This window comes from Variovorax sp. Varisp36, from assembly GCF_047304235.1.
Classification (GTDB): Bacteria; Pseudomonadota; Gammaproteobacteria; order Burkholderiales; family Burkholderiaceae_C; genus Variovorax.
Map to the genome: position 1 here is coordinate 39682 of NZ_JBGLYU010000006.1, position 23211 is coordinate 62892.

The 23211-nt window shown below is 63.0% G+C and carries 24 protein-coding genes; 4 read left to right on the forward strand and 20 right to left on the reverse strand.

The features are described from left to right. Window positions 1–36: 36 nt before the first annotated feature. The 19 genes from ACCD11_RS05620 to ACCD11_RS05710 form a co-directional block, all read right to left on the reverse strand. Complete coding sequence (locus tag ACCD11_RS05620) at window positions 37–864, reverse strand: DUF4198 domain-containing protein (RefSeq protein ID WP_309928976.1); 828 nt, start codon at window positions 862–864, stop codon at window positions 37–39. A gap of 8 nt (window positions 865–872) precedes the next feature. Further along, the gene (locus ACCD11_RS05625; protein WP_309928978.1) at window positions 873–1193 is read right to left on the reverse strand and encodes a hypothetical protein; all 321 of its coding nucleotides are present in this window, start codon (window positions 1191–1193) and stop codon (window positions 873–875) included. Between the two features lie 28 nt (window positions 1194–1221). Beyond that, window positions 1222–2211 (reverse strand): metal ABC transporter substrate-binding protein, encoded by a 990-nt coding sequence (locus tag ACCD11_RS05630; RefSeq protein WP_209535076.1) that lies wholly within the window; start codon window positions 2209–2211, stop codon window positions 1222–1224. Between the two features lie 10 nt (window positions 2212–2221). Further along, complete coding sequence (locus tag ACCD11_RS05635) at window positions 2222–3127, reverse strand: metal ABC transporter permease (RefSeq protein WP_413312839.1); 906 nt, start codon at window positions 3125–3127, stop codon at window positions 2222–2224. Between the two features lie 11 nt (window positions 3128–3138). Further along, window positions 3139–3816: a metal ABC transporter ATP-binding protein gene (locus ACCD11_RS05640; RefSeq protein ID WP_192322832.1), complete on the reverse strand. Its 678-nt coding sequence runs from the start codon at window positions 3814–3816 to the stop codon at window positions 3139–3141. A 13-nt stretch (window positions 3817–3829) separates the two neighbouring features. Continuing rightward, entirely contained in the window at window positions 3830–4762 is a 933-nt protein-coding gene (locus ACCD11_RS05645; RefSeq protein WP_413312841.1) for a metal ABC transporter solute-binding protein, Zn/Mn family, read from the reverse strand. Further along, window positions 4759–5409, reverse strand: a complete 651-nt coding sequence (locus ACCD11_RS05650) for a hypothetical protein (protein ID WP_413312843.1) — start codon at window positions 5407–5409, stop codon at window positions 4759–4761. The genes ACCD11_RS05645 and ACCD11_RS05650 overlap by 4 nt, the downstream gene beginning before the upstream one ends. 122 nt (window positions 5410–5531) lie before the next feature. Continuing rightward, on the reverse strand, window positions 5532–6023 hold the full coding sequence (locus ACCD11_RS05655; RefSeq protein WP_145745778.1) for a DUF6644 family protein: 492 nt from the start codon (window positions 6021–6023) through the stop codon (window positions 5532–5534). Window positions 6024–6062: 39 nt separating this feature from the next. After that, a complete protein-coding gene (locus tag ACCD11_RS05660) occupies window positions 6063–6629 on the reverse strand; it encodes a DUF6644 family protein (RefSeq protein ID WP_307614351.1) in 567 nt (188 codons plus the stop codon). Then, window positions 6619–8124, reverse strand: a complete 1506-nt coding sequence (locus ACCD11_RS05665; protein WP_309928990.1) for an alpha/beta hydrolase domain-containing protein — start codon at window positions 8122–8124, stop codon at window positions 6619–6621. The genes ACCD11_RS05660 and ACCD11_RS05665 overlap by 11 nt, the downstream gene beginning before the upstream one ends. A 48-nt stretch (window positions 8125–8172) precedes the next feature. Continuing rightward, window positions 8173–8940: a hypothetical protein gene (locus ACCD11_RS05670; RefSeq protein ID WP_307614353.1), complete on the reverse strand. Its 768-nt coding sequence runs from the start codon at window positions 8938–8940 to the stop codon at window positions 8173–8175. Between the two features lie 61 nt (window positions 8941–9001). Further along, a complete protein-coding gene (locus ACCD11_RS05675; protein ID WP_209499599.1) occupies window positions 9002–9349 on the reverse strand; it encodes a DUF6152 family protein in 348 nt (115 codons plus the stop codon). Between the two features lie 215 nt (window positions 9350–9564). Beyond that, complete coding sequence (locus ACCD11_RS05680; RefSeq protein WP_309928994.1) at window positions 9565–11685, reverse strand: TonB-dependent siderophore receptor; 2121 nt, start codon at window positions 11683–11685, stop codon at window positions 9565–9567. 89 nt (window positions 11686–11774) lie between these two features. Further along, window positions 11775–12446 carry a cytochrome b gene (locus ACCD11_RS05685; protein WP_413312847.1) on the reverse strand — a complete coding sequence of 224 codons (672 nt, stop codon included), beginning with the start codon at window positions 12444–12446 and terminating at the stop codon, window positions 11775–11777. Between the two features lie 36 nt (window positions 12447–12482). Next, the gene (locus ACCD11_RS05690) at window positions 12483–13937 is read right to left on the reverse strand and encodes an aldehyde dehydrogenase family protein (protein WP_309928998.1); all 1455 of its coding nucleotides are present in this window, start codon (window positions 13935–13937) and stop codon (window positions 12483–12485) included. A gap of 426 nt (window positions 13938–14363) precedes the next feature. Next, window positions 14364–15011: a glutathione transferase GstA gene (gene gstA / locus ACCD11_RS05695; protein ID WP_413312849.1), complete on the reverse strand. Its 648-nt coding sequence runs from the start codon at window positions 15009–15011 to the stop codon at window positions 14364–14366. An 82-nt stretch (window positions 15012–15093) separates the two neighbouring features. Beyond that, window positions 15094–16074, reverse strand: coding sequence for a tripartite tricarboxylate transporter substrate binding protein (locus tag ACCD11_RS05700; RefSeq protein ID WP_145745771.1), 981 nt, complete (start codon window positions 16072–16074; stop codon window positions 15094–15096). A gap of 119 nt (window positions 16075–16193) precedes the next feature. Further along, window positions 16194–17180 (reverse strand): tripartite tricarboxylate transporter substrate binding protein, encoded by a 987-nt coding sequence (locus ACCD11_RS05705; protein ID WP_309929003.1) that lies wholly within the window; start codon window positions 17178–17180, stop codon window positions 16194–16196. 114 nt (window positions 17181–17294) lie between these two features. Further along, window positions 17295–18125 (reverse strand): IclR family transcriptional regulator, encoded by an 831-nt coding sequence (locus ACCD11_RS05710; RefSeq protein ID WP_413312850.1) that lies wholly within the window; start codon window positions 18123–18125, stop codon window positions 17295–17297. 214 nt (window positions 18126–18339) lie between these two features. On the opposite strand from ACCD11_RS05710, the gene gstA (ACCD11_RS05715) reads away from it, so the two are divergent. From gstA (ACCD11_RS05715) to ACCD11_RS05725, 3 genes are read left to right on the forward strand one after another with little or no spacing between them, the layout of a single operon-like run. Further along, entirely contained in the window at window positions 18340–18966 is a 627-nt protein-coding gene (gene gstA, locus ACCD11_RS05715; protein WP_413312851.1) for a glutathione transferase GstA, read from the forward strand. 21 nt (window positions 18967–18987) lie between these two features. After that, a complete protein-coding gene (locus ACCD11_RS05720) occupies window positions 18988–20043 on the forward strand; it encodes a cyclase family protein (protein WP_307614361.1) in 1056 nt (351 codons plus the stop codon). A gap of 52 nt (window positions 20044–20095) precedes the next feature. Next, window positions 20096–21094, forward strand: a complete 999-nt coding sequence (locus ACCD11_RS05725) for a Bug family tripartite tricarboxylate transporter substrate binding protein (protein WP_413312853.1) — start codon at window positions 20096–20098, stop codon at window positions 21092–21094. Between the two features lie 68 nt (window positions 21095–21162). Here the strand turns inward: ACCD11_RS05725 and ACCD11_RS05730 are convergent, their stop codons facing one another. Next, a complete protein-coding gene (locus ACCD11_RS05730; RefSeq protein WP_307614363.1) occupies window positions 21163–21879 on the reverse strand; it encodes an IclR family transcriptional regulator in 717 nt (238 codons plus the stop codon). Between the two features lie 339 nt (window positions 21880–22218). Here ACCD11_RS05730 and ACCD11_RS05735 point away from each other — a divergent pair, with 339 nt between their 5' ends. After that, window positions 22219–23208, forward strand: a complete 990-nt coding sequence (locus tag ACCD11_RS05735; protein ID WP_413312855.1) for a Bug family tripartite tricarboxylate transporter substrate binding protein — start codon at window positions 22219–22221, stop codon at window positions 23206–23208. Window positions 23209–23211: the final 3 nt, after the last annotated feature.

Below are 23211 nucleotides of genomic sequence, written 5' to 3' on the forward strand. Positions count from 1 at the left end.
GCCCAGGGGGACCTCTTGGGCATCTGCCACTCGATGTCACTTCATGTCCTTGACCTGGACCCACAGCACGGCGTCCTGCGACATGGTCTTTCCCTTGTGGCTTCTCGCGGTACCGATGTCCAAGGCCGCAATGCCCCACCATCCCGCTTTGGGCAAGCCGACCGCGATGACGCCTTCGGTATCGGCGACAACGCTCAGGCGTTCGTATGCGGCATGAGGCGCCGTCACGTGCGCCTTTCGTCCGAATGCCCCCGTCTTGAGATCGACCGGGTGGTTCAGATACTCGATCTCCACGCGGGCAAAGGGGACCGGCTTGCCGTCCGACAAAACGATCGCGCGGAAAACGCCGCCGGTCCAGATGCCGTACGGTCTCGTGAGGGGCTGTATCTCGACCGGAAGGCCCTGCGTGTTGGCCCAACCGCTGGGCACGCCGCCGACATTCACAACGACTTTGGTGAACTGCTGGATGTACAGGTCTTCCTCTGTCTCGAGATAGGGCTCGGGCTCGAGTACGAACACGTGATCTCCGAGCGAGCGCACCACCTCTCTCGGGATGGAGGCCCGGAACGCTGCGGCCCGCCGGCCACCCGCTTTCCATTCGACGGGGCGCAGGTATTTCTTGAGATCAGCCTTCACCGGCTCTGCGCCGGCGCGGTGGGTGGTCACGCTGAAGGAACGCGGCTCTGCCATCGGCATCGTGGGTCCACCCTGAAAGGGATGGGTGAACACCAGCGCGAATTCCAGATCTGTGCCGCGTTCGAGTGTCGACTCCTGGACATACAGTGTCTGAAAATGGGCTTGCACGGGCAGTGCGGCCAGGCAACCGGCCAACGTGAGCACTCCGGCTCGGCGAAGAAAGTTCATCAAAGTCCTCATTTGGTGATGTTGGAGCTGTACAGCGTGGTTTGGTGGTTGTCGCCACCGAGAAAGACCACGTGGTAATCGACGCCTGGTGGCTTGAATACGTAGGTGCCGGCGTTGTCAAGGACGCCCTCCAGCAGCACCTTGTTCTTGGCGTCGAGCACTTGGATCTTTTTTCCGGCGGCTGAACTGCCGTCCGAGAAACCAGCTTCGCATTGCACCTGGTCTTGTTTGATGTAGCAGTCAAGGACGGGCGCATGCGCATGCGCCGCCGCGCACGCGGAGAGAATTCCAGCAACCGACGTCCCACGAAGCGAGAGCAATGGCCTCATCAAGTCTTTTCCTTCATTCACATGCCGCTCAACGCCGGGGCGAGCGGTCCGTGTCTTTCATTGCGTCGCCGGCGGTTTCTGCTAGAGCCGTCGACAAGGCATTCATGTTCCACCTCAGAAGGGCCTCGTAGGCGCCGGCCTCGTCGGTGAGAATGCCGGGGTTGCCCGCATCCAGTACCAGCAGCCGCGCGCCGCCTTTCTCGATGGCCTTGACGATCCGCTCGTCCGGTTTCCACTTGTGGACAACCAGCCGAATGTCTCGCTCGCGCAAGTAGCGGCTCAGCGCCGAGCGATCGCCATCGCTCCAGTCGACATCCTGTTTGACATACCAGCCTTCGACGAACACGCCGAAGTCGCCCAGCATGTAGGCGAACTCGCTGGCCAGCGAAAGAACGCGAGGGTCGCGCTGCGCCGCCATGCGTGCGCCATATTCGGCTTTCAATCGGCGCAAGCGCCCTTCGAAGGCGGCGAGGTTCTGCTGTATCCGGTTGGCATCCGGACGCGACAAGCGCTCCAGGTCGGCAGCGATCAGTGCCGCCATGCGCATGCCGTTGTCGGGGCTGAGCCAAGCGTAGGGCGACGGCCCCGCATCCGGGCCAGCTGCCTCAACCCAGGGGACGTTGTTCCTTGGTGTTTCGAGCACCGACAACCCCGGCTTCGCGGCATCCCACGAGCGCGATGCATCGATCTCGATGATGCGCAGGTTGTGCCGGCGCGCCGTCGGATACAGCGGGTCCGCGCGCCACAGGTTGCGCAGCGTGACAACCGCTTCTGCCTTCATGAACGCGTCGGCCTGCAAGCGTGCGAGCGCGTTGCCCTGTGCTTCCATTGGCACTGCAGCACCTTCAGGCAGGCGTATAGCTTCGATGTCTGTCCCTTCGGTGAGGGCGGAGGTGAGGGCGTGTAGTGCAGGAAGTGCCGTAAGCACGCGGCATTTTTCACCGCCGGCGCCTGCATGTGCCGCAAGAGGGGCGCCCCACGCGAACACCAAGATCGTCAACCAGTTTCGGAAGGTCATGGAGTGCGCTCTAGATGCCAGCGCTTCGGAACCGGGGCGCGCGGGCTCGAACGACGGAGGTAAAGACGAAGATCGCCGCAGCGACGAGGACAATCGCCCCGCCCGTGGGGACCGGGATATGCAGCTGCATCGGCAGCAGGATGCCGAGCACGCAGGACACCGTCGCGATGGCGACCGAGCGCGCGACCAATTCACCCAGTGAGCGGCTGACGTTGCGGGCTGCCGCCGCCGGAATGAGAAGAAGAGCTTCGACGAGCACGGCACCAATGATCTTCAGGCAGGCCACGGTCACCAGCGTGACCATGGCGACAAATACATATTCCACAAAGCGCACCCGCACGCCCCTTGCATGTGCCAGGCTCGGGTTGATGCTGGCCAGCAGCATCGCGTTGTACATCGGCAGTCCAATGCAGGCGCAGATCACCGTGACGACAAGCAGCACGTTCATGTCGGTGTGGTCGACCGCCAGGATGGAGCCGAACAGCACGCTTTCCATGACGTGGGTATTGATCTTTGCGGACACGAACAGCAACAGAGAGGCCCCCAGGGCCAGCGAGATTGACAGGAAGACGCCGATCAGGATGTCGTTGGACAACGTCGTGCGGTGCTGTGCGTACTTGAGCGTCAGAGAGAACAGCAGGCAGAAGGCAAACATCGAGACATAGGGCGACGTGTAGGACTCGCCGATGAGCACCCCGATGGCCACGCCCGTCATGGCTGCATTGCCGACAGCCTGGCTGAAGAATGCCATCCGCTTGATCATGACCATCGAGCCCAGCACCCCCAGCAGCGGGCCGATCAGCAACGTACACAGCAGCGCATTGATCAGGAACTCATACTGGAACGGCTCTGGCAAGGCACCTCGTTCGGCGAGTGCCTGCAACTGGTTGCGAATGAATTCGTATACGGGCGTCATTGGCTGGTCTCTTACCGAAAATGCGTCCAGTCGAGTGCTTCGGCGGGAGAGCCATGGAAAAGGACTTGACCATTGATGCTGGTCACGCACTGGGCGAGACGCATCACCTGATCCAGGTCATGATTGATCCACAGGATGGTGACCCCACGCGCATGCAGTTCGGCCACCAGATCCTCGAGCAGCCGCATGCCCGGCCTGTCGACACCGGTGGTGGGCTCGTCAAGAACCAGCAGCCATGGCGCCGGATTCAGGGCCTGTGCCAACAGGACGCGCTGCCGCTCCCCGCCGGAGAGGGCTCCGAAGGGGCGCCTGCCTGAGACCTGGACGCCGGTTCGCTGCAGGGCCGCGGCGCATGCTTCCCGGCCCGGTCGGGAGGCGCCCATGAAGGCGGGCCTGCGCTGACTGAGGAGCGCCATGACGTCATCCACCGTCATCGGCAAGTTGCGGTCGAACTCCGGCAACTGAGGAACGTAGCCGATCGGACCCACCACATCACCTTCGAGGCGGATATGCCCCGAATGCGGCATCTGGCCCAACAGGGCGCGGGCCAATGAGGTCTTGCCGCCGCCGTTCGGACCGACCAGGCAGTGCAGCGCACCGGCCTCGACGCGGAACGTCACGTCGTCCAGAACACGCGTTCCACCCAACTGAAGGGTGACATGCTCGAATACCAGGGCCGGGCCACGCATCGGTCTTTCTCCTTCAACGGCGCGTGGACTCGATGGCCGAGGCCAAAGTTTGGAGGTTTTCGCGCATCTCCACTTCGAACCGGTCCGCGGTGTACGGTCCGCCGGTGATGTGAGAGAGCGCAAAGATCTTCACGCCCGTGGCTTCCTCGATTGGCTTGCCCAGGCCGATGGAGAAGTATTTTTCAGCGAAGAGCACGCGGACGTTCGCCTTCCTGATGGCATCGACCGTGTTGGCGAGCTGGCGCGCGGTCGGCGCAACGCCATGGCGCGGCTCAATGACCGCCGTCACGGTCAGGCCGAACTCCTGCATCAGGTAGTCGTAGCCCGCGTGTGTCGTGGCGCATCGGAACGACGACAGGTCGAGATTGGCAAAACGGGTCATGAACTCCGCACGCAGCCCCCGGATCCGCGCCGCATAGGCGGCGGCATTGCGCCGGTACGCGGCGGCGTTGTCCGGGTCGAGCTCTCCCAGGCGCCGGGTGATTTCGAACACTTGCTGGATGGCCGCGGTGGTGGACACGAAGGTGTGGGGATTGACGACCTTGGCGTCGCCCTGGTCCCCCGCGATCGGTATGAGCGCCACCGAAGCATTGGCGTAGATGAGCGGCAGCGTCCCCTTGCGTCCGGCTGCCTTGACGATCTCGAAGGCCCACTCGTCGTGCCCGATGCCGTTGACCACCAGCGCATCGAGTGACATGGCACGCGTGATGTCTTCCGTCTGCGGCTGATAGTTGTGCGGATTCGCATCTCCCGCGATGAGCGGGACCACCTCTGCCTTGTCTCCGACGATGTTGGCGACGAAGCTGTAGTAGGGGTGCAAGGTGACGCCCACCTTGAGCTTTTTACCCGCGGCCAGTGCCGGGCCGACCAATCCGCATCCCAGAAGCAGCAGGCACATCGTCGTCCCGCGCCGGCGCAGCGAAAGCTTCTTCGACGTGGCCGTCATCGAGCCTCCTTGATGCGCTCGACTTCACTCGCGCCGTTATAGGCGATGACTTGCCGCCATCCCTTGGCGACCAGTGCTTCGGGTTTGACGATCTCGGGGTAGGGCGCCAGGGCATCGGGATGGATCCAGATGGTGGCCTGGTTCGCCCACATCACCCCCGCGTGCGCATGTCCGATCACCAGCAGGTAGGCGCTTTGGGCCGGCGCCTTGCCAGCAGAGCCGTAGTAGACGGTGGCACCCTGACCCTGCGTGCCTTCGGACACAGCGTTCGGCGCCGCCGCGGCAGGCGTCTCACGATGGCCGCTCTCTGCGCCGGGCTGGCTGGCATGGGGCTGGTGAGCGCCGGGGAGGATCAATTGCCAATGCACCTCCCCATTCGCCTTCCAGAAGGTGTCCTGATAGAAGGGCGGGAGCAGCATCCGCTGGGCGTCCGCGAGGGAGATCCAGCCGCCCGTGTCGTTGTTGAACCAGATGATCTCTTCCGAGGCGGGCAGCAGCGCGCCGTGAATGGCCTGGTCGGCGGGCCTGAGGCCGTCGAAGGACCTGATCTGCCAGCTGAGGGGTTTCGGGGGTTCAGGATGGGCGGGGCGCAACAGCACGTAGCCTGCCAGGCTGCCGACCATCGCCACGAACAGCAGAGGCATCATGAGCGTTTCAAGCCTGCCGGTGAGGGGACGCACGGTCCAGAGTCGAGCGCTCCCACCTTTCAAGGCCGGTGAGTCACCCAACGCCCGCCGGATGCTGCGCCCCACGAGACTGCCTCCCGCGCTCACGAGGAGAATCCTATCCATCGGCCGAGAACAATCACAACGATCCACAACCCCATCGAGCTCAATCCCGCGGCGCGCGCCGCGCGCGGCGGCGGCAGCAGTTCGTCCCATTCGCCGATCCGGCGATAGATGCCCAGATGGAAGATCGCCATGTTGATGCCGGCGAAGACCAGGATGGTCATCTTCCACCAGAACAGGCTGTTCTCGGCGTAGGTAGTGGCATTCGACGCGAACATGAGCAGGCCCGTCGCCACGGAGGCGATGAAGGCCACCCAGGTAAATGGCAGCAGCTCTTGCATCAGCCGATGGGCGCTGCAGCGGTGCGAGGCACAGCCGATGAGCCGCAGATCCACAATGGCAATGATTCCGAGCACCAGCGTGATCGCAATCACATGCACTGACTCGAGCGCCGGAAATGCCACACCGGTCTCCCGGATGAAAGTCGAAAGCCGGGAATCTTGAACGGCTTGGAGGATGGATTGAATGACCATGGAAGGTACCGGTGAGCGTTGCGTCAAAGAGGAGGCGACCTAGATCGTGTAAGCAATCCATCGGCCGCAGACGATCACGCAGCACCACAGGAAAAGCGATAGCCAGGAGATCGGCTTGACGAGGTGTGCCCATCGAGCGCCACTGGCCTCCGCGTCCGGAGACAGGAGCGGACGCCGCGCGAGCCAGGTCAACGTGAAGGCGGCAACGACCAGCACCATCTTGAGCCAGAACGTCGAGTTCGTCAGAACGCGTTCAGGCTCACCGATGCTCATGACCAGCCCGGTGAGGAGCAGCACGATGAGCGCGCGCCACATCCACGGGAAATAGCGGCGAACGACTTTGCCCGGGGACTCATCCGTGGCCAGTACGCCTGCAAGGCGCAGATCGGAAACGAATGCCGAGCCGAAGATCACGGCGATCGCAATGATGTGGATGCACTGCACGGTCGGAACGATCCAGGACACGTCCCGGATCATGGTGCTGGGCGCGGACTCATAGAGCCACGCGATGAAGGTCTCCGAGGACATCTGTCGCCTTTCAATGAAAAGAATCAGGATTGGCTTGCCTGGCAGGCCGGGACCATGGAACTTCTCGTCAGAAGTCACCTGGCTTCGCGATCGGGCGCAAGCTCGCGGCGTCTTCGGGAAGGAGATAACCCTCCTTGACAGACAGCGCCTTGGCCTCCTCGAACTTCTTTGCGTAGATTTCACCGGTTCCGTAGAGCTTGCGCAGCTGCGTACGCGAGTACGGAATCTTGGTGTCGTAGATCAGGCCGCAGCGGGTCTCCTGGTCGGTCATGTAGCGGCTGGATGGCACGCTGATCCAGGGGGGGCGGACGCCGCCGAGCATGTTGCCGGTTGCGGGGTCGCGCACCACCGATTTGCCCTTGCGTGCCACCCGTGGCGCCTTGGGCATCGCTGTACCTTCGCGGACCCAGCGGTCCATGCCGTCGAGCAAGGCCGAGGCAAGCATTTCGACCGGCTCGTCGTACAAGGTCTGGCAGCGAGGATCGCGACCTTTGCCGACATCGGCGGCCAGGCGCTCCGAATGCTCCGTGCCGAGGTCCGCCAGGCGCAGATGCGGCATGCCGGTCACTTCGTAGTAGCGAAGTTTCGGACTGTCCGTGTCCGGCGGCAGCTCGATGCCCTCGATCGCGTCGTGCATCAATTCGGACTGGCTGTAGACCGTCACGAATGGCACGCCGTCGGGCATCTTGCGAGGTACGCGAATGGCGTCACCCCCGACTTCGCCGTAGGCCATGCGGCCAGTCATATAGGCGTCGATCAGGGGACCACCATCGGGCATCCGCCATTGCTGGTGACGCCCTTGGTCGAGATAGTCCATCCACACCTGGGCCGTCACGGCCCAGCTGTTGACATACACGCGATGAACTTCGAGTCCGGTGAGCGGACCTTGTGGCGCATTGGATTTCAACGCCATCGCAAGCTGCGCCGCAATGGCCTGCGATTGCGGAACGAAGGGATCGGCAACGCTGCCGCGCTTGAAGCGCTCGGGATCGGAGTACGTGCCCAGCGGTGCGTAGCGTGCGTAGTCGTACCGGCGCATGAAGTCGAAGTTCACGATCCGGCCGTACTGCCTGATGCCGTCGGCTTCCTCCGCCGCCATTTCGGAGATGAACTTGGGATCACGCTTTGGCTTGTTGATGTTCAGCGTGTAGCCGACGTAGGCGTATCCTCGCCGCAGCAGGTAGTCGCGGGTGAGGATCCAGCCGGCTCCACGCTCGCCGAACCAGCTGAACGGTTCGATCACCACGGTTCCATTGAAGCGTGCCGGGTCGATCGGCTTGCGCACGAGAATGCGCGTGGTATATGGGGCTTGCAGCAGCGTCTCGCCTGCGGCGGTGATGGCTGGCGCGATGCCCGAAAGGTAGTACTCCTCTTCGACATACCCGTGGCGCGCCAGGTCGATGTACTCCGTGCCCCTGCGCTGCGCCGAAGACAAGGGCGCCTTGCCGGAGGGGGGGACTGCCACGATCGTGGGCGTGGTGGGAACCTCCGCCCACGACAGCCCGGAAACGCTGAGCGAAACCAAAGCGCTTTGCAGCACGGCACGCATCAGACCGCTCGAGATCCAATTCATTTCAGTACGTCCGCTCTTGGGATGGAGTGAGGGGGCAGGGCGGCGGTGTCAGTTGCGACGAAGGGCGGTCTTTCCCTCGCTGTCGATCACGATCTGGTTGTTCTCACAGACGTATTCCTGGATCCTGTAGTCGGACCTCTTGTATTCGAAGGTGAAGCGATACGGCGCGTTAAGAACTTCCGGATCCTCGATCACGATCTGGTTCTCGAGATGATCGGGATCCTTGAGCCGGATTCGCTCCGTGATCTTCATGTCCTTCCCATGCGGAACGTCGTACAGCCGCGCCTCGGGCCGAATACCTTGGGTCTCCACCACGAGCGTGTCGCCCTCCCACCGCCCGCGCGATTGCCCTTGGAACGTGGCCTCCAGCTTGTCCTTTGACGGCATCGGTTCGGTCAACAGGATGCGACGTACTTGCTGGAGATACTCGCCGAGCACGACCACTTGCTTGTTGTTGTGAATAATCTCGATCGGAAAAAGCGCCGCCATCAGCGTGGGCATTCCCTCCGGGAGGCACTTGCTGCTCGTTGTGGCAAGCGGGGTCCCGGCTTCGTTGGCCTCAGCCTGCTTCTTCTTCAGCGTCTCGTATTCACTGAGGAAGGGCTCTTTCAGGTCGATCTTTCCGCCTGGCAATACAGGGTTGTCCGGATCCTCGCCAAACCAGTCGTCCGGTGTTCTTTCCCACGTTCCGCTGATGCCGAGCTTCTGCGCTTCTGCAGGACCACCACCGCGTTCGGAGGCGATGAACGTCACTGCGGCAGCTGCGGCGATGAACAGGGCCAGCAAGCCCGCACGAGAGCGTCGTGTCATTGTCATATCGATATCTCCACCCGGCGGACGTCGTCGGTCTCAGTACAAAGGGCTGGGCGGCGCGTCATCATCCTCCCCCCGTCAGAACCACGCTGCCGATCTTGATCTCGATGAGCAACCCTCCAGGATCACCGTTCTTCAGCGGGTGAAACGACACCTCTGCTTTGTCGCCAACCTTGATCGAATCGGATTTCCAGCCCGATCTGGCCAGGGCGTTGATGCTTCCGGTCTCGACCTTGTATCGCTGGGCCGGCGTGCCCTCTGCATCCACGTAGATCGTCACGTGGGGATTCGTCCAGTCGAACCGACCGACGAGGCCTTTGACCGCGGTGGTCTTGGTTCTGTCGAAAATGGCAAAGGAGTGATGTGCCGATGCAGTCAATGGCAGCAGGCCCGATGCGATCACTGCCAGCACGAGGCGCCTTCTGATTGAGGACGGCGATAACCTCGGATGTCTCATTGCGGGTGTCTCCACTCTTGTATTGATCTGTGGCCTCTCAAAATGCCACTGCGCCATCGCGATGCATGCCAAGGTTAGGCCGCTTCGTGATGTGGCCTTAGCCCAAAACGGCAGTTCGTCCTGAGGCTAGGGAATTCCCCAATCCGCGCCTGCTGTACAGCAGGCGCGGATCAGAAGCTCGCTCGCGCGGTGAGTTGCACTGTGCGCGGAGCACCCAGCAGCCAGCTTGTATTGGCGGTGCCTGTCAGCGCGTAGTCGCGATTGGCCAGGTTTTTCACGGACAGGCTGAACCTGAGGTTGGGTGAATGTTCGTAGGCCAGCGACGCGTCGAGTACCACGTACGACGGCAGCTTCGTGGTGTTGGCGGTGTTGCCCTGACGCTCACCCACGTAGCGCGCGCCGAAGCCCACCTGCCATTGCGGCAGGAAGCGCCACGTTGTCCAGACGCTGGCTGTGCGCTCGGGCACGCCGGGAGGCGTCATGCCGTTGCGCGAGACCAGGGCGCCCGAGACCCGTTCCCCGAAATCGTCGTAGCGCGCGCGCAAGAAGGCGGCATTGGCGTCGATCGTCCAACCGCGCACGGGCTCGGCAGCGAAGGCCAACTCGATACCGGTAGAGGACTGCTGGCCGATCTGCTGCGTGACGTTGGGGTTGCCGGCATCGCGTGAGAGCAGATTGCTCTTTTCGATCTTGTACAGCGCCACCGTCCATTCACCGCGCACGGCGGGCACGGCGCCCTTGGCACCCAACTCGACCTGGCGGCCCTTCGTGAGGTCGAAGGTGTTGCCGCCGCCGGGCAGCGAGAGCGCGCCCGAAAGCGGGTCGGTACCGGTGCCGAAGTGGCCATACAGCGACAGCGTCTCGCTGGGCGACCACACGGCGCCCAGGCGGCCGGTGACGGGCGAATACTTCTTGGCCAGGTTCACGCCGCTGCGCAGGTCCGTGCTGTGGAGTTCCATGCGGTCGCTGCGCAGGCCTGCAACCAGCTTCCACTGCCGAGTCAGGTCGAGCGCGTTCTCGGCAAACAAGGCGGTGGTCTCCAGCTCTGACGCGCGGCCCGGAATGGTGGGAACAGGACTGATGAAGACGCCAGGCGCGAAGTTGTAGGGGTCTACCGCACTGGCGCCCCCATAGGGCGAATTGTTGGTGTGCACGAGCCGGGTACGGTACCAGTCCAGGCCCACGATGAAGCGGTTCTTCAAGCCGCCCAGCGTGCCGTCGAAGGTCGCGTCGAATCGGTTGCCGGTCTGCTCCTGGTCGTGCAGGATCTCCAGGTAATCGCTGCGGTCCACGCTGGTTCCCGGGGCACTGAAACTGTAGTCCTCGGCGTTGCGCCAGTGCCGGGCGGTGGTGAGGTGGTAGGTTTCGTTGCGCAGGCGAAGGCCGGCGGCGACCTGATAGTCCACCTTGGCGCGCCAGACGCGGTCGTTGTACTTGACCACTGAGTCGGAGACGTTGAAGTTCGTCCGGCGCAGCCGCTGGTCCAACACACCATTGCGCAGCGGTGTACCAAAGTAGCGCGCGTCGTCGTTCACGCCGCCGTCGAGGGAGAGGGTCACGCTCATGTCGCGGCTCGCGCGCACCGCCAGTGTCAGCGCGTAGTTGCGGCGCTGCACATCCATGAACTGGCGATAGCCGTCGCTTCTTTCTGCATCGAGGTAGACCGAATAAGCCAGCACATCGTTGATGGGGCCGCGCAGGCCCACGCCCCCTTGCACTGTGCCAAAGGAGCCGCCGCCCAGGAAGGCCTCGCGCTGGGTGCGCTCGAAGCCGGGGCGTTTGGTCACATAGTTCACGGCCGCGCCGATGGCTCCGTCGCCATAGAGCACCGACGCAGGGCCTCGCAGGACCTCGACCGACTCCATGGGCCATGTCGAGAAGGGATAGGTGACGGTGCCTGCTGCGACGGTGAGACGTGTTCCGTCGACCAACTGGGCTACCGAGTTGTGGCCGACGAAGCCGCGCGCAACCAAGCTGGTGCCGCCATTCCCCGGAGCGGGCGCTTCGCTGATGCCGGGCATGCGCACGGCCACGTCCTGGGCACGCGTGAGGTCACGCTCGGCGATATCGGCCGCTTCCAGACTGCTGACGCTGGCCGGCGCCTCGCGAGCGGTGAGGCCCAGGCGCGAGCCGGTGCTGTTGGGCACGTCGAGCGACAGCGTGCTGCCGGCTGCAGTCCGCGTATCCATCACATGCACAGGTGGTAGTTGAGCAACAGCGGGCTGTGCCAGGCTGGTCTGCGCGATGCAGCCCAGCACGGCCGGGAGCACCAGGCTTCGAGCTTCTTGCATGAAAGGATCCTCCAATGACCCAGTCTTCCGACCCCGTTCAGCGCCAGGCCGGGCGTCGGCCTGTTGAACCGTGCCGGAGGTCTTGCAGATCAGGGGTTGCAGCGTTTTTCTGGATGGGTGTGTCCCGGAACGACATGGGGCAGGGGCTTCAACGGCAGCATCCGCCGCAGCACGGCATCCTTGCGAACGAAGTGATGCACAAGAGCCGCAGCGACGTGCAGCACCACCAGCGGCCATGCCAGCCACTTGCCGCAGAAGCTGTGAATCGACCACATGATGTCTTCCAGGTCTTTGACACTCAAGCCGAAGAGGTCCCGGACCCAGGCCGCAAAGGCCGTGTCTCGACATGCCGGAATCACGAAGAGCCCGAAATCAGTCGGGTGATACGTCGTCATGTAGCCTGTCACGGGCATAAGGATGAGGAAGGCGTACAGCGCCCAATGGGCCACGTCCGCGGCGAGATGTTCCAGGCGTGAACCGGGGACGTGGTGGGGGACGCCTCCCCAGAGCCGCCAGACGAGCCGCGGCAGCGTGAGCACGCCGATGGAGATACCCAGAATCCAGTGGATATTGAGGAGCGGGATGACCCGGTCAGGCTCCGGAGCGATGCCGAAGAGTGCCGGCTTGATACTTGTTTCCGGATCGACTATCCAGATCACATAGTACGCAATCACATAGGCGGTGATGAATGCCCCCGCTGTGAACCAATGGAACAGCATTGAGGCATTTCCGTAAGCGTCGATTCTGTTGCGCCAACCCATCGCAATCTCCTTCTTCTTTTGACTGCAGCACCAAGGTCAGTTTGGCAACAGCACAGTGACAACCTTTTCTTCGGTATACGCGAGGGCACCGGACAACCCGCCCTCGCGGCCAATGCCGCTCGTCTTGAGTCCACCCCATGGCAGGTTCGCATCCAGAGGGCTCCAGCAATTCACGCCAACGGCTCCGACCTTGAGGGCGGCTGCGACGCGGTGAGCGCGCGCGAGGTGGCTGGTCCACACTGTGGCGGCCAAGCCATAGGCGGAGTCGTTGGCCAGATCGATGGCTTCCTTCTCGGTGTCGAAGACGATGATCGTCCCCACGGGACCAAAAATCTCTTCCCGCGCAATCGTCATTGAGTTTGTTGCGTTGGCGAAGATGGTGGGCTTCACGAACCATCCTCTCTCAGGCTGCGACACACCGCCGGCAAGGAGTTCGGCGCCTTCGTCGAGGCCAATCTGCACGTAGCGATTCACACGGTCGAACTGCGCCTTCTTGGCCACTGGGCCCATCTGCACACCGGGTTGGCGCGGATCCCCCACGGTGATGGAATTCGCCGCCTCCGCCAATGCAGCCGCGAATTCGCGGGCGATGCCGTGCTGCACGAGGATCCGCGATCCAGCCGCGCACACCTGCCCCTGATTCACGAACAGGCCCATCGCGCAGCCGCGCAGTGCCTCCTCCATGGAGGCATCATCAAATACGATCTGCGGACTCTTGCCACCCAGTTCCAGTGTGATTCGCTTGAACAACGGAGCTGCGATGCGCTGGATGGCCCGTCCCGCTTCGGGGCTTCCAGTAAAGCTGATCTTCGCCACGTCGGGATGCTCGCAAAGCGCACGGCCGACCACCTCACCGTAGCCCGTGACCACGTTGATCACGCCGTCGGGAAAGCCCGCCTCCTGCGCGAGGAGAGCCAGATGCAGCGCGGATTGGGGCGTTTCCTCTGACGGCTTCACCACCACGGTGCAGCCCGCCGCCAACAGAGCGGCCAGCTTCCATGTCGTGATCATCAGGGGCGAGTTCCACGGCAGGATGGCACCGACCACGCCGATCGGCTCCCGGATCGTGTATGAGAGCGTCCGATTCCCCATATAGCCGCCCGTAGGGATGGCGCGGCCTTCAAGCTGGTTGGCCCAGCCCGCTGCGGCACGCAAGTTGGCCACGGCATTGGGAACGTCCATCATGCGGGGCTCCATCGGCGAGCGTCCGATGGCATTGGCATCCATGTCGGCCAACAGCGCAGTGTCGCGTTCGACGAGGTCGGCCAGCTTGCTCAGCAGGTGGCCGCGTTGCGCTCCGCTGAGTAGCTTCCAGGCGCCGCTTTCCAATTGGGCATGCGCAGCCGCTACGGCGCGCTGCACGTCCTCGGACGTGCCGCGCGCTGCGGTGGCATATTCCAGTTCGTCAACAGGACTGACGAGGCTCATGCGGGCATGGTCCGAGGCAGGGACCAAAGCGCCCTCGATAAAGTGATTCAGTTGCAGGGTCATGGGTGATCTGCCAGATGAAAATCGCACAAATGCCAGAGGCTCTGGCAGGTTGAAGAAAGTCGCGCCGAACTCTGGGCGCATGGCGAGTGTGCGTTTGCCTGTGTCACCCGCGTTAGCCCAAATCAGCAACTGGACGAAGTCGCCAGCGGAGCGGGCGGCGTCAAGTGCCGCTTGAACTTGACCGCCTGCGAGCGGCACATCGACTTGCGCCGAAAGACGCGCGCGCAGCGCCGCGACAATTGAATAGAGTCAAGAGGTGCATGCGGGCCAGCGATGCACCCGATGGATGCGCGTGTCTCTTCGAAGGTGCGGTAGACACGCCGACGAGCGCACTCGCAATCGCGTAACCCAGTTCAAGCGCTATGGCCGTGACGGGGGCGATCACGCTCGTCCGTCGGCTCGGCGATGAGCGCGTGCGCGAATCGGTTAGTGAGTGTTGTGCATTCTCTCTGCGCTTTCACGCTCACCTTGTTCGCGCGCTGCCTGCTCGGCCGCTTTCACGCTGGACCGTGAACCGGTCCGGGTGAGGTAGGCTTCCAGGTGGGGCCATGGCGCAGTGTCGATAGCATGGGCTCTTGTCCACATGGCAATGGTGTAGCAATGCGCATCCGCAATCGTGAAGATGGACCCCATGAGGTAGTTCCTGTCGCTCAACTGCGTGTTCAGCCAACCCAGTCGGCCATTGAGGTATTGGCGAGCGATGCTCCCGTATTCAGGAGGAGTCGCCGCCTTGAAGAGCGGCATGAAGCCACCCTTGTGAAGGTCCGCTCCGATGAAGCTCATCCATTCGAGCGTCCGGTACCGTTCGAGCGTGCCCGGGGGCGCCAGCAGCGAACTGCCCGGGCTCTGGTCTGCCAAGTACTGCATGATGACCGCGCCTTCGCTGAGATACTGCCCGTCGGCCATTTCGAGAGTGGGCACGGTTCCCTTGCTGTTGACCTGAAAGTAGTCGGTGCCGTCCTTCAGACGCTTGGTGGTCATGTTGACCCATTCAAGCTCAAGAGGGATTTGCAGTTCGCGCGCAACGATATCGACAGCCAGCGAGCAGCCGCGCACCTCGTGATAAAGCTTCATGACATTTCTCATCTTCTTCTAGTGCATAAATGGCCAGCGTCGTGCCGACCAGGAATTGAGTCGAATCTCATGCGACGGTTCGCTACCGGTCCGTTTCGATCTTGACCTGAGTCAGGATGCCCTGCGTGGCGACGATGGATCGCTCCCACACGGCCATCTGGAGCGCACGGCTGCTGTTCGCGCTGCGCAATCCAAGCTCCACCAACTTGGCCTGAACTTCCGGGGTTGCCATCACGCGCCCGATGGCATCGTGAAGAAAGTCCATGACAGGCTCCGGAGTCCCGGCGGGTGCGAACACAGCGAACCAACCCGAGTCTTCGAAACCCGATACGCCGGCTTCCTTGAATGTGGGAACGTCGGGCAATGTCTGCACGCGGCGGGCCCCGGTCACCGCCAAGGCGCGCACTTCCTTGTCTTCGACATGGCTGCTGAGCGCGGCGACTGTCAGGAACACGCTGTCGATGTGACCGCCGAGCAACTCGGTGATCGCGGGCGAAGAGCCTTTGTACGGAACATGCTGCAGGCGCGCATTGGTTCGCGCCGCAAGCAGCGCCCCCATGATGTGGGGAGACGACCCGGAGCCGAAGGTGCCGAAAGTCAGCTCGCGGTCGCGCGAAGCCTTCAGCAGCTGATCGAGATTCTTGAACGAAGACTTGGCGTTCACGGCCAGTACAAGCGGTGTTTCCGCCACGATGCCGACCATCGAGAAGTTCTTGCGGGTTTGTTCCATCTGCTGCTTCTTCGGAGACAGCAGCGGCGACAGGACGTGGGTCGAGCTGCCGCCGAACATCAGCGTGTAGCCATCGGCTTTCGCTCGTTCGGCATACTGACTCGCGAGAACACCGTTGGCACCCGGCTTGTTCTCGACAACAACGGATTGCCGAATCATCGCGCCCAGCTTGGCCGCCACAAGTCTGGCAAGTATGTCGGTCCCGCCACCGGCGGAAAACGGCACGACCAACGCGATCGGGCGATCTGCGGGGAATGCAGGAGCGGCCTGGGCGCTGAGGGATGCGAGAGCGGTAAACAGTGCAAGCGCTGCGAGAGGTATTTTCTTGAGCATGGCAAGTGGGGTAAGAAGGCGCTCGGCGGCGCCGGGTCCGGGTCGTCGATCGGCGGTGGTCGACCGTGTGCCGGCGTCGATGCGGGTTTCGGCAAAAGTGCTCTGTCGGGTTGGAGTGGCTACTCGAGTTGAATGTGAGCGTGCTGGACAACGCTTCGCCACTTGTCCTGATCTCGTTCGATGAAGGCTCGAAACGGTCCTGGACCTTCGCCGGATACCTTCACGCCGCGCTGCGCCAAGGCCTCTGCGACCTGCGGTTTGGCAAGTGCGTTTCCGATTGCCTTGTCGAGGCGTTGCACGATGGCGTCGGATGTTCCCGCCGGGGCCATGACACCAAGCCAGCCGTCAACCACCAGGTCCGGGATACCCGCCTCGGCCATCGTTGGAAGATTGGGGGCCTGGGTGGTGCGCTGAGCAGACAGGACACCAAGTGCCTTGAGCCTTCCCGCCTGCACATACGGAAGCATCACCGACACGGTATCGAACGCAATCTGCACCTCGCCGGAGACCAGGTCCGTCGCGGCAGCTGCGCTTCCCTTGTAGGGCACGTGCAGCAGTTTTGTCTGCGTCTTGATCGCGAAGAGTTCACCGATCAGGTGATTGGTCGAACCTGCGCCGTAGGACGCGAAGCTCAGCTGCCCCGGCTTCGCCCGGGCAAGGGCGGTCAACTCGCCGACGCTGCTGGCTGGGACTGATGGATGCGCCACCAGCATGAACGACACGGTGCCCACTTGCGTGATGGGCCTGAAGCTCTTCAGCGTGTCATAGGGCACCGCCTTTTTCAGGGCCGGCAAAACGGTCAACTCCGAGCCCGACCCGAAGAACAGTGTGTAGCCATCCGCAGATGCCTTGGCTACGGCGGCGGCTCCGATCATTCCTCCGGCGCCCGCCCTGTTTTCGATCACTACCGGCTGTCCCAGCTCGGCGGCCAGGTCCTGCGCCAGCAAGCGCGCCGCTGTGTCCGTGCCTCCGCCGGCGGCAAAGCCGACAACCATGGTGATGGGCCTTGCGGGAAACGCTTGCGCCTGAGGTTGAGTCCAGGCCGAGAGCGGCACTGCAGCCAGAAGTCCGATCTTCAGCGCGTCTCGGAGCAAGCGAAGCACCATGGTCGGCCTTTCAGTGTTGTGTCAGAAGAACTTTCTCATATTTTGGGAAAAAATCAAACAAAAAAGAAATGCCGGCTTTTCCGGGGCGCGAAAGCGCGGTGCTTTACCGGCGCGTTACTGCAGGGCGCTGCTGACCGTGGCTGCCGCAGCTTTCACCATTTCGATGACGACCTCCTCGCGCAGCAGTGCCATGCGCGCCGCATCGCCAATGAGGGTGATGCTGCCCACGACCTGCCGGGATTCGATGAAGACGGGCGCGGAGATGCCTTCGATGCCGCTGTTGAGCTCTCCGACGGAGAGGGCGAAACCCTGGCGTCTGATGTTCGACATGCTGGCGTGGAAGCTCTCCCAGTCGTTGAGCTGTTCGTCGCCCTGCGCCTCGCCGTTCTCGAAGAGTCGGCGCAGTTTGGCGGCCGGCAGGAAGGCGGTGATGGCCTTGGAACTGGAGCCTCGGAACAGGGGCAGCGGCCGGCCCCGGCCGTAGGCAAGCGAGCCCGTGTCGCTCGTGGATTCGATGTGCACGGTCATGACCTTGTTGCCATAGAGCTTGGTCAGCAGCGCGTTCAGGCCTGTCTGCGCACACAGTGTGCGCATGGGTTCGGACGCCGCACGGATGACCGGATCGCACTCCCTGATTTGCAGGTCCAGTTCCATGATGCTGGGCCCGAGCGTGTAGCCGCCTTTCCAGCGAACCAACAAGCCGGCCGTTGCCAACTGCTTCACGTAGCGATAGGCCGTGCTGGTGGGAACGCCCGCGCCCTTGGCGATCTCCTCGGCCGACAGCACCGGGTGCTCGCGCGTGAAGAGTTGAAGCGTGCTCAGCATCCGGGAGAGGCTCGAGGAGTCCTGCTCCGAATCGCGGACCTTGACGGCGACCGAGCGCGTCTTGCGGGCCGTCTTGGGAGTCGCCTTGAGGGGCTTGGTCTTTGTGTTTGCACGCGGCATGTATGGGTCTCCTCTCCCTTCGGCTGAGCGATGGCTGGGAATTCTAGGGGCCGCGTCGCTCGAGGCTGCGCCCGGCCTTCCGGTGGATGGCCGATGCGGGTTCGTGGGTGATGTGTTGACGAAACAAATAAATTATCGGAATATGGGAAAAATGGCAATTTGACCTGACGGCGCTGGCATGGCGCGAGACCCCCACAACTGACTGAGGAAACACATGAAGCTGTACCTGACACCCACCGCATGCTCGCTGGCCGTCGACATCGTGGCGCGAGAAGCGGGTATCCCGCTGGAACTGATCTGGGTGGATGTGCGCGCCAAGAAGCTCAAAGACGGAGGCGACTACTTCGCCATCAACCCGAAGGGACAGGTTCCGACCTTGGAGACCGACGCAGGGGAGTTGCTGACCGAAGGCCCGGTGATCGTGCAGTACCTGGCCGACATGAAGCCGGGAAGCGGGTTGCTGGCTGCCGGTGCCGTGATGGACCGATACCGTGTCATCGAGTGGCTCAACTTCATCGGTTCGGAACTGCACAAGGGCTTCACTCCGTTGTTCCGACCGACCACGCCTCCCGCGTATCGGGTGCTGGCGATAGAGAACCTGAACAAGCGGCTGGCCTGGCTCGACACCGTGCTGTCGGGGCGCGAGTACCTGCACGGCGATCGCTTCACGATTGCCGACGCCTACTGCTACACCATCGCCATGTGGAGCCACGTCCACGACATCGATCTTTCGCAATGGCCCAGCCTGAATGCCTATCTCGAACGCATCGAGCAACGTGAGAGTGTTCGGGCGGCACTGAATGCGGAGCGGCAGGAGATCGCCGCCCGTGCCGCCGCCTGAGGCGCCCGAAGAAAGATCGCCATGACGAACCGATGGAAGCAAAGGCCGCCGGGTTCGAACTGGGGCCTCTTCGGGAACGACGATCAGCGCGGATCGATGAACCTCGTTGGCCGGCCGCAAGTGCTGAAGGGGCTCGAGGAGGCGAAAGAGGGGCTGACATTCAGCTTGTCGCTTCCGCTGGACTACCCCGGCGGCACGGCACTGCATCCGCGCCGCCATGCCCCTCGGCGCTTCGCCACGCTGCGGGGCGGAAAGAACGAGGGCGAGCAGTGCTTCTGCTTTGCGCTCTCCCGCGAGAATCCTTTTTATTCCGACGTCTATTCGGATGACGTCGTGGTCCTGCACACGCAGTACTCCACGCAGTGGGACGGCTTGGCGCACGTCGGCGCGGAGTTTGACGCCGACGGTGATGGCGTCGACGAGATCGTCTTCTACAACGGCTACCGGGGCGGAGAGCACGTCAAGCCGGCACGCCGTGCCGAAGGCGCCGTGCGATGGGACACCTACGAGGACCCGACGGCAAGCGCGCTTGGCATCGAGCAACTGGCCAGCCACGGCGTGCAGGGGCGCGCGGTCATGATCGACCTGAATCGCCACTACGGCGAGGAGAATCATCCCGTCGGCTATGCGGACCTGATGCGAATCCTGCAGGAGGATCGGGTGGTCATAGAGCGCGGAGACATGGTCTGCCTCTACACCGGCCTCGACGACCTGATCCTCGGCATGAACAGGAAGCCCGTCGCCGAGAAACTGCTTCATTCCTGTGCTGGCCTGAATGGCGGCGACCAGCGGTTGCTTCAGTGGATCACCGACACAGGCATTGCTGCGCTGATCTCGGACAACTTCGCGGTGGAGTTGATGCCCAAAGCCATGCGCCAGAGCGCCAGGCACGCAATGCTGCCGCTTCACGAGCACTGCCTTTTCAAGAACGGCATCCACCTGGGCGAGTTGTGGCGATTGGGCGAACTCGCGCGCTGGCTGAGAAAGAACGAGCGAAGCCGTTTCCTTCTGACTGCGCCGCCATTGAATCTTCCCGGTGCCGCAGGTTCGCCTGTCACGCCCATTGCCACTGTTTGAGCGCGCCTCGGCGCGGGGCTTCGGCGTTCCCTTTCACTTGAAGAGGCTGCCCATGATGATGAATCGCTTGCACCCGGCGCTTTTGCGCATGGCCTTCCTGGCTTGCTGCGTCCTTGCCACTGCGCTGTCCCTCGTGCAGCCGGCCGGTGCCCAGGCCTATCCGTCCAGGCCGATCACGCTCGTCGTCTCGTTCGAGCCAGGGGGCTCCACTGATATCTCTGCCCGTGCGGTTGCGCAGGAACTCTCGGTCGCCCTGGGCCAGCCTGTCATCGTCGACAACAAGCCGGGTGCAGGGGGGCGTATCGGGACGAAATACGCCGCTTCGGCGAAGGCCGACGGCTACACGCTTCTCTGGGGGAGCGGGAGCACCCTGACGGCTGGGCCGGTGCTTTATCCGGACCAGGGGCATGCGGCGAGCCTGGCTCCCGTCAGCCTTGGCGCGACCCAGCCCTTTGTCTTCGTGACGACGCCTGCCACCGGCGCGAAAACGCTGGCTGAATTTGTCGCGCTGGCAAAGCGACGGCCTGGTGAGTTGAACTTCGCATCGGCCGGGACGGGGTCGAGCAATCATCTGCTGGGCGAAATACTCATGTCGGTCACCGGCATCCAACTGGTTCACGTGCCTTACAGAGGGGCCGCCTCGGCGAAGGAGGGGCTTCTGAAGGGTGATGCCCAACTGATGGACGAGGTCGTCTCGCCGCTCATCGGCGCGTTGCGCTCCAATCAACTGGTGCCGCTGTTCATCACGGGCGACACGCGCGACCGGCTGTTCCCGTCCATTCCCACCGCGTTGGAAGTGGGACTGCCCGACCTGGCCATTACCGGCTTCTTCGGCCTGCTCGCGCCCGGAGGGACGCCACTGGAAGTACTGGCGAAGCTCAACGGCGCCATGAAGACGGCGCTTGCGGCGCCCGCGGTCAGCCACGCATTCGACAACCTGGGTTTCACCGCGGCCTACAGCACTCCCGAACAGATGCAGGCGCGAATCACCCAAGGCAAGGCGACCTATCAGCGCGTGGTCTCGGAGCGCAAGATCAAGGTGGCCGATTGACGGCCATGACAAACCTTGCGCCAGACTCGGTGCGTTCGTGAGCTAAAGGGAGTGCCGAGTTGGCCGCCCTAGCCAGCGATCCGCGACGTGATCTTGCGCGCGGCGTCGATCATCAGCGTCGAGAGGAACTCCCGGTTGAAGGCATTGAACCGTTCGGAGTTTCCCGCCAGGGTGATGCTGCCGAGGATGCGTCCCTTCTCGTCGAAGATCGGCGCGGCGATACCACTCTTGCCGGGATCGAGTTCGCCCTCGCTGATGCAGTAGCCGTCCTTGCGGATGCGCAGCATGGCCTTGGAGAAGTCTTTCCAGGTCAGCCCGATGCGCTCCAGGTCTCCTGGCGCGGCGTTGTCGAAGAGCCGCTTCAACTGACGCGGCAGCAGGTACGCCAGGATCACCTTGGCCGTCGCGCTGCGAAACAAGTCCATGGGTCTGCCGCGTCCGAAGTTCAGCGCCTGCTCGTCGGCACCGGAGCGCTGCAGGATGTTGATCACGGTCGAGTCGTAGAGCTCGCTGATCAGCAGTTCCAGATGGGTCTGGGCGATCAGGTCGCCCACGATGTCGCGGCTGGCTGCCAGCAATGGGTCGAACTGAGTCATGTGCCGATCGAGTTCGATGATTCGCGGCCCCAGGGCGTAACCGCGGGGCAGGCGAACGAGCAGGCCCGCGTTGGACAGCTCCTTCACATAGCGGTATGCGCTCGCGGACGTGTAACCCAACTGCGAGCAGATGACCTCGATGTCAATCACGGGCTGTTCCGGCTTGAACAGATTCAGCACCTCGAGCATGCGGCTGAGGCTATTCATGGGCGTTGGCAGCGCGTGGCGTCATGGGTGGGCGGCATGTCTTGGCAAACCCGGAAGGTTAATCGAAGCATCGGCGCCGTTGTCGGCTTCTTGCTCGCTTCGAAATGATCGATCAATATCTCATATTGAGAAAAATGTGCATGTTATGCGCGTGAAAATGACAAACAATATTGCATTGTTTTGTCTAATCGATAAACTTGCAAAATTCCTCGCAGAATGCAAGAGCTCTGGCAGGGGTAGTCGGGCCGTTGGCCCCGGCCCAGCGAGCGCACGCCCCGCTCGAAGCCGAACGTCGTCAGTCGGGGTGTTCAGGAGTTCGAGATGAACAGGAATTGCTTTCGGCAAACATGTGCCGCCCTGGCGATGCTTTTCGCCGCGTGTCTGGCCCCGGCTCCAGCCTGGGCCGAGGGCGGTTGGCCATCCCGGCCGATCCGCATCGTCGTTCCGTACCCGCCAGGTACGGGGCCGGACGTGATGGCTCGCCTGGTGACGGAAGGAATGGCGAAGGAGCTCAAGACCGCCTTCGTCGTGGAAAACAAGGCGGGGGCCAACGCGATCATCGGGACGTCGGAGGTAGTGAAGTCGCCGGCCGACGGCTATACCTTCCTGCTGGTCGACCGGCTCACCCTCACGGTCAATCCGCTGCTCTACCAGCCGCTGCCGTTCGACCCCCGGAAGGATCTCGTCTCGGTCAGCAACATCGCCGACGTGAATCTGTATCTCGTGGCCAGTGCGCAGGTGCCTGCCAACGATTTCAGATCCTTCATCGCCTACGTCAAGGCGCATCCCGGGGAGGTGCCGTTCGGCACCGGCGGCGTTGGCAGCGTCATGCACCTGAACATGGAGTTGCTGCAAGCAGGCACCGGCGTGCAGTTCCTGCACGTGCCGTACAAGGCGCTCGCGGAAGTCATTCCCGCCATGCTCGGTGGCCAGGTGGTGGCGACGTCGGGCGGCGTGGAGGCTCTGCTGCCCCATGTGCAAAAGGGCAGCCTGAAGCTGCTGGCTGTCGGCGCCAGCGCGCGCACGCCGGTGGCACCGAATGTGCCGACGATCACCGAGGCCGGCGGGTCCGACATGCTGCTGTCCACCTCCTACTCGCTGCATGCCAAGGCAGGCACCCCTGCAGAAATCCTGGCGCGAATGAACGCAGCCCTGGCCAAGGTGCTGGCCGCTCCCGACCTGCAGGCCTGGGCGTCCGCCCGAGGCCTGCGGGCCGGGGCTTCCAAGCCCGCAGAGCTCGACGCGCAGATCGCCGTCGACGCCGAGCGTGTCGGCAAGCTGGTGCGCGAGCGCGGCATCAAGGTGCAATAAGAG

Excerpts from the sequence above, each read along its gene's own strand:
- ACCD11_RS05630 (WP_209535076.1), bottom strand. The coding sequence starts at position 2,211 with ATGACCTTCCGAAACTGGTTGACGATCTTGGTGTTCGCGTGGGGCGCC.
- gstA (WP_413312849.1), bottom strand. The coding sequence starts at position 15,011 with ATGAAGCTTTATCACGAGGTGCGCGGCTGCTCGCTGGCTGTCGATATC.
- ACCD11_RS05645 (WP_413312841.1), bottom strand. The coding sequence starts at position 4,762 with ATGACGGCCACGTCGAAGAAGCTTTCGCTGCGCCGGCGCGGGACGACG.
- ACCD11_RS05650 (WP_413312843.1), bottom strand. The coding sequence starts at position 5,409 with ATGATGCCTCTGCTGTTCGTGGCGATGGTCGGCAGCCTGGCAGGCTAC.
- ACCD11_RS05710 (WP_413312850.1), bottom strand. The coding sequence starts at position 18,125 with ATGCCGCGTGCAAACACAAAGACCAAGCCCCTCAAGGCGACTCCCAAG.
- ACCD11_RS05625 (WP_309928978.1), bottom strand. The coding sequence starts at position 1,193 with ATGAGGCCATTGCTCTCGCTTCGTGGGACGTCGGTTGCTGGAATTCTC.
- ACCD11_RS05720 (WP_307614361.1), top strand. The coding sequence starts at position 18,988 with ATGACGAACCGATGGAAGCAAAGGCCGCCGGGTTCGAACTGGGGCCTC.
- ACCD11_RS05735 (WP_413312855.1), top strand. The coding sequence starts at position 22,219 with ATGAACAGGAATTGCTTTCGGCAAACATGTGCCGCCCTGGCGATGCTT.
- ACCD11_RS05680 (WP_309928994.1), bottom strand. The coding sequence starts at position 11,685 with ATGCAAGAAGCTCGAAGCCTGGTGCTCCCGGCCGTGCTGGGCTGCATC.
- ACCD11_RS05670 (WP_307614353.1), bottom strand. The coding sequence starts at position 8,940 with ATGACAATGACACGACGCTCTCGTGCGGGCTTGCTGGCCCTGTTCATC.
- ACCD11_RS05705 (WP_309929003.1), bottom strand. The coding sequence starts at position 17,180 with ATGGTGCTTCGCTTGCTCCGAGACGCGCTGAAGATCGGACTTCTGGCT.
- ACCD11_RS05635 (WP_413312839.1), bottom strand. The coding sequence starts at position 3,127 with ATGACGCCCGTATACGAATTCATTCGCAACCAGTTGCAGGCACTCGCC.
- ACCD11_RS05655 (WP_145745778.1), bottom strand. The coding sequence starts at position 6,023 with ATGGTCATTCAATCCATCCTCCAAGCCGTTCAAGATTCCCGGCTTTCG.
- ACCD11_RS05700 (WP_145745771.1), bottom strand. The coding sequence starts at position 16,074 with ATGCTCAAGAAAATACCTCTCGCAGCGCTTGCACTGTTTACCGCTCTC.
- ACCD11_RS05690 (WP_309928998.1), bottom strand. The coding sequence starts at position 13,937 with ATGACCCTGCAACTGAATCACTTTATCGAGGGCGCTTTGGTCCCTGCC.
- ACCD11_RS05685 (WP_413312847.1), bottom strand. The coding sequence starts at position 12,446 with ATGGGTTGGCGCAACAGAATCGACGCTTACGGAAATGCCTCAATGCTG.
- ACCD11_RS05730 (WP_307614363.1), bottom strand. The coding sequence starts at position 21,879 with ATGCTCGAGGTGCTGAATCTGTTCAAGCCGGAACAGCCCGTGATTGAC.
- ACCD11_RS05620 (WP_309928976.1), bottom strand. The coding sequence starts at position 864 with ATGAACTTTCTTCGCCGAGCCGGAGTGCTCACGTTGGCCGGTTGCCTG.
- ACCD11_RS05725 (WP_413312853.1), top strand. The coding sequence starts at position 20,096 with ATGATGATGAATCGCTTGCACCCGGCGCTTTTGCGCATGGCCTTCCTG.
- ACCD11_RS05640 (WP_192322832.1), bottom strand. The coding sequence starts at position 3,816 with ATGCGTGGCCCGGCCCTGGTATTCGAGCATGTCACCCTTCAGTTGGGT.
- gstA (WP_413312851.1), top strand. The coding sequence starts at position 18,340 with ATGAAGCTGTACCTGACACCCACCGCATGCTCGCTGGCCGTCGACATC.
- ACCD11_RS05665 (WP_309928990.1), bottom strand. The coding sequence starts at position 8,124 with ATGAATTGGATCTCGAGCGGTCTGATGCGTGCCGTGCTGCAAAGCGCT.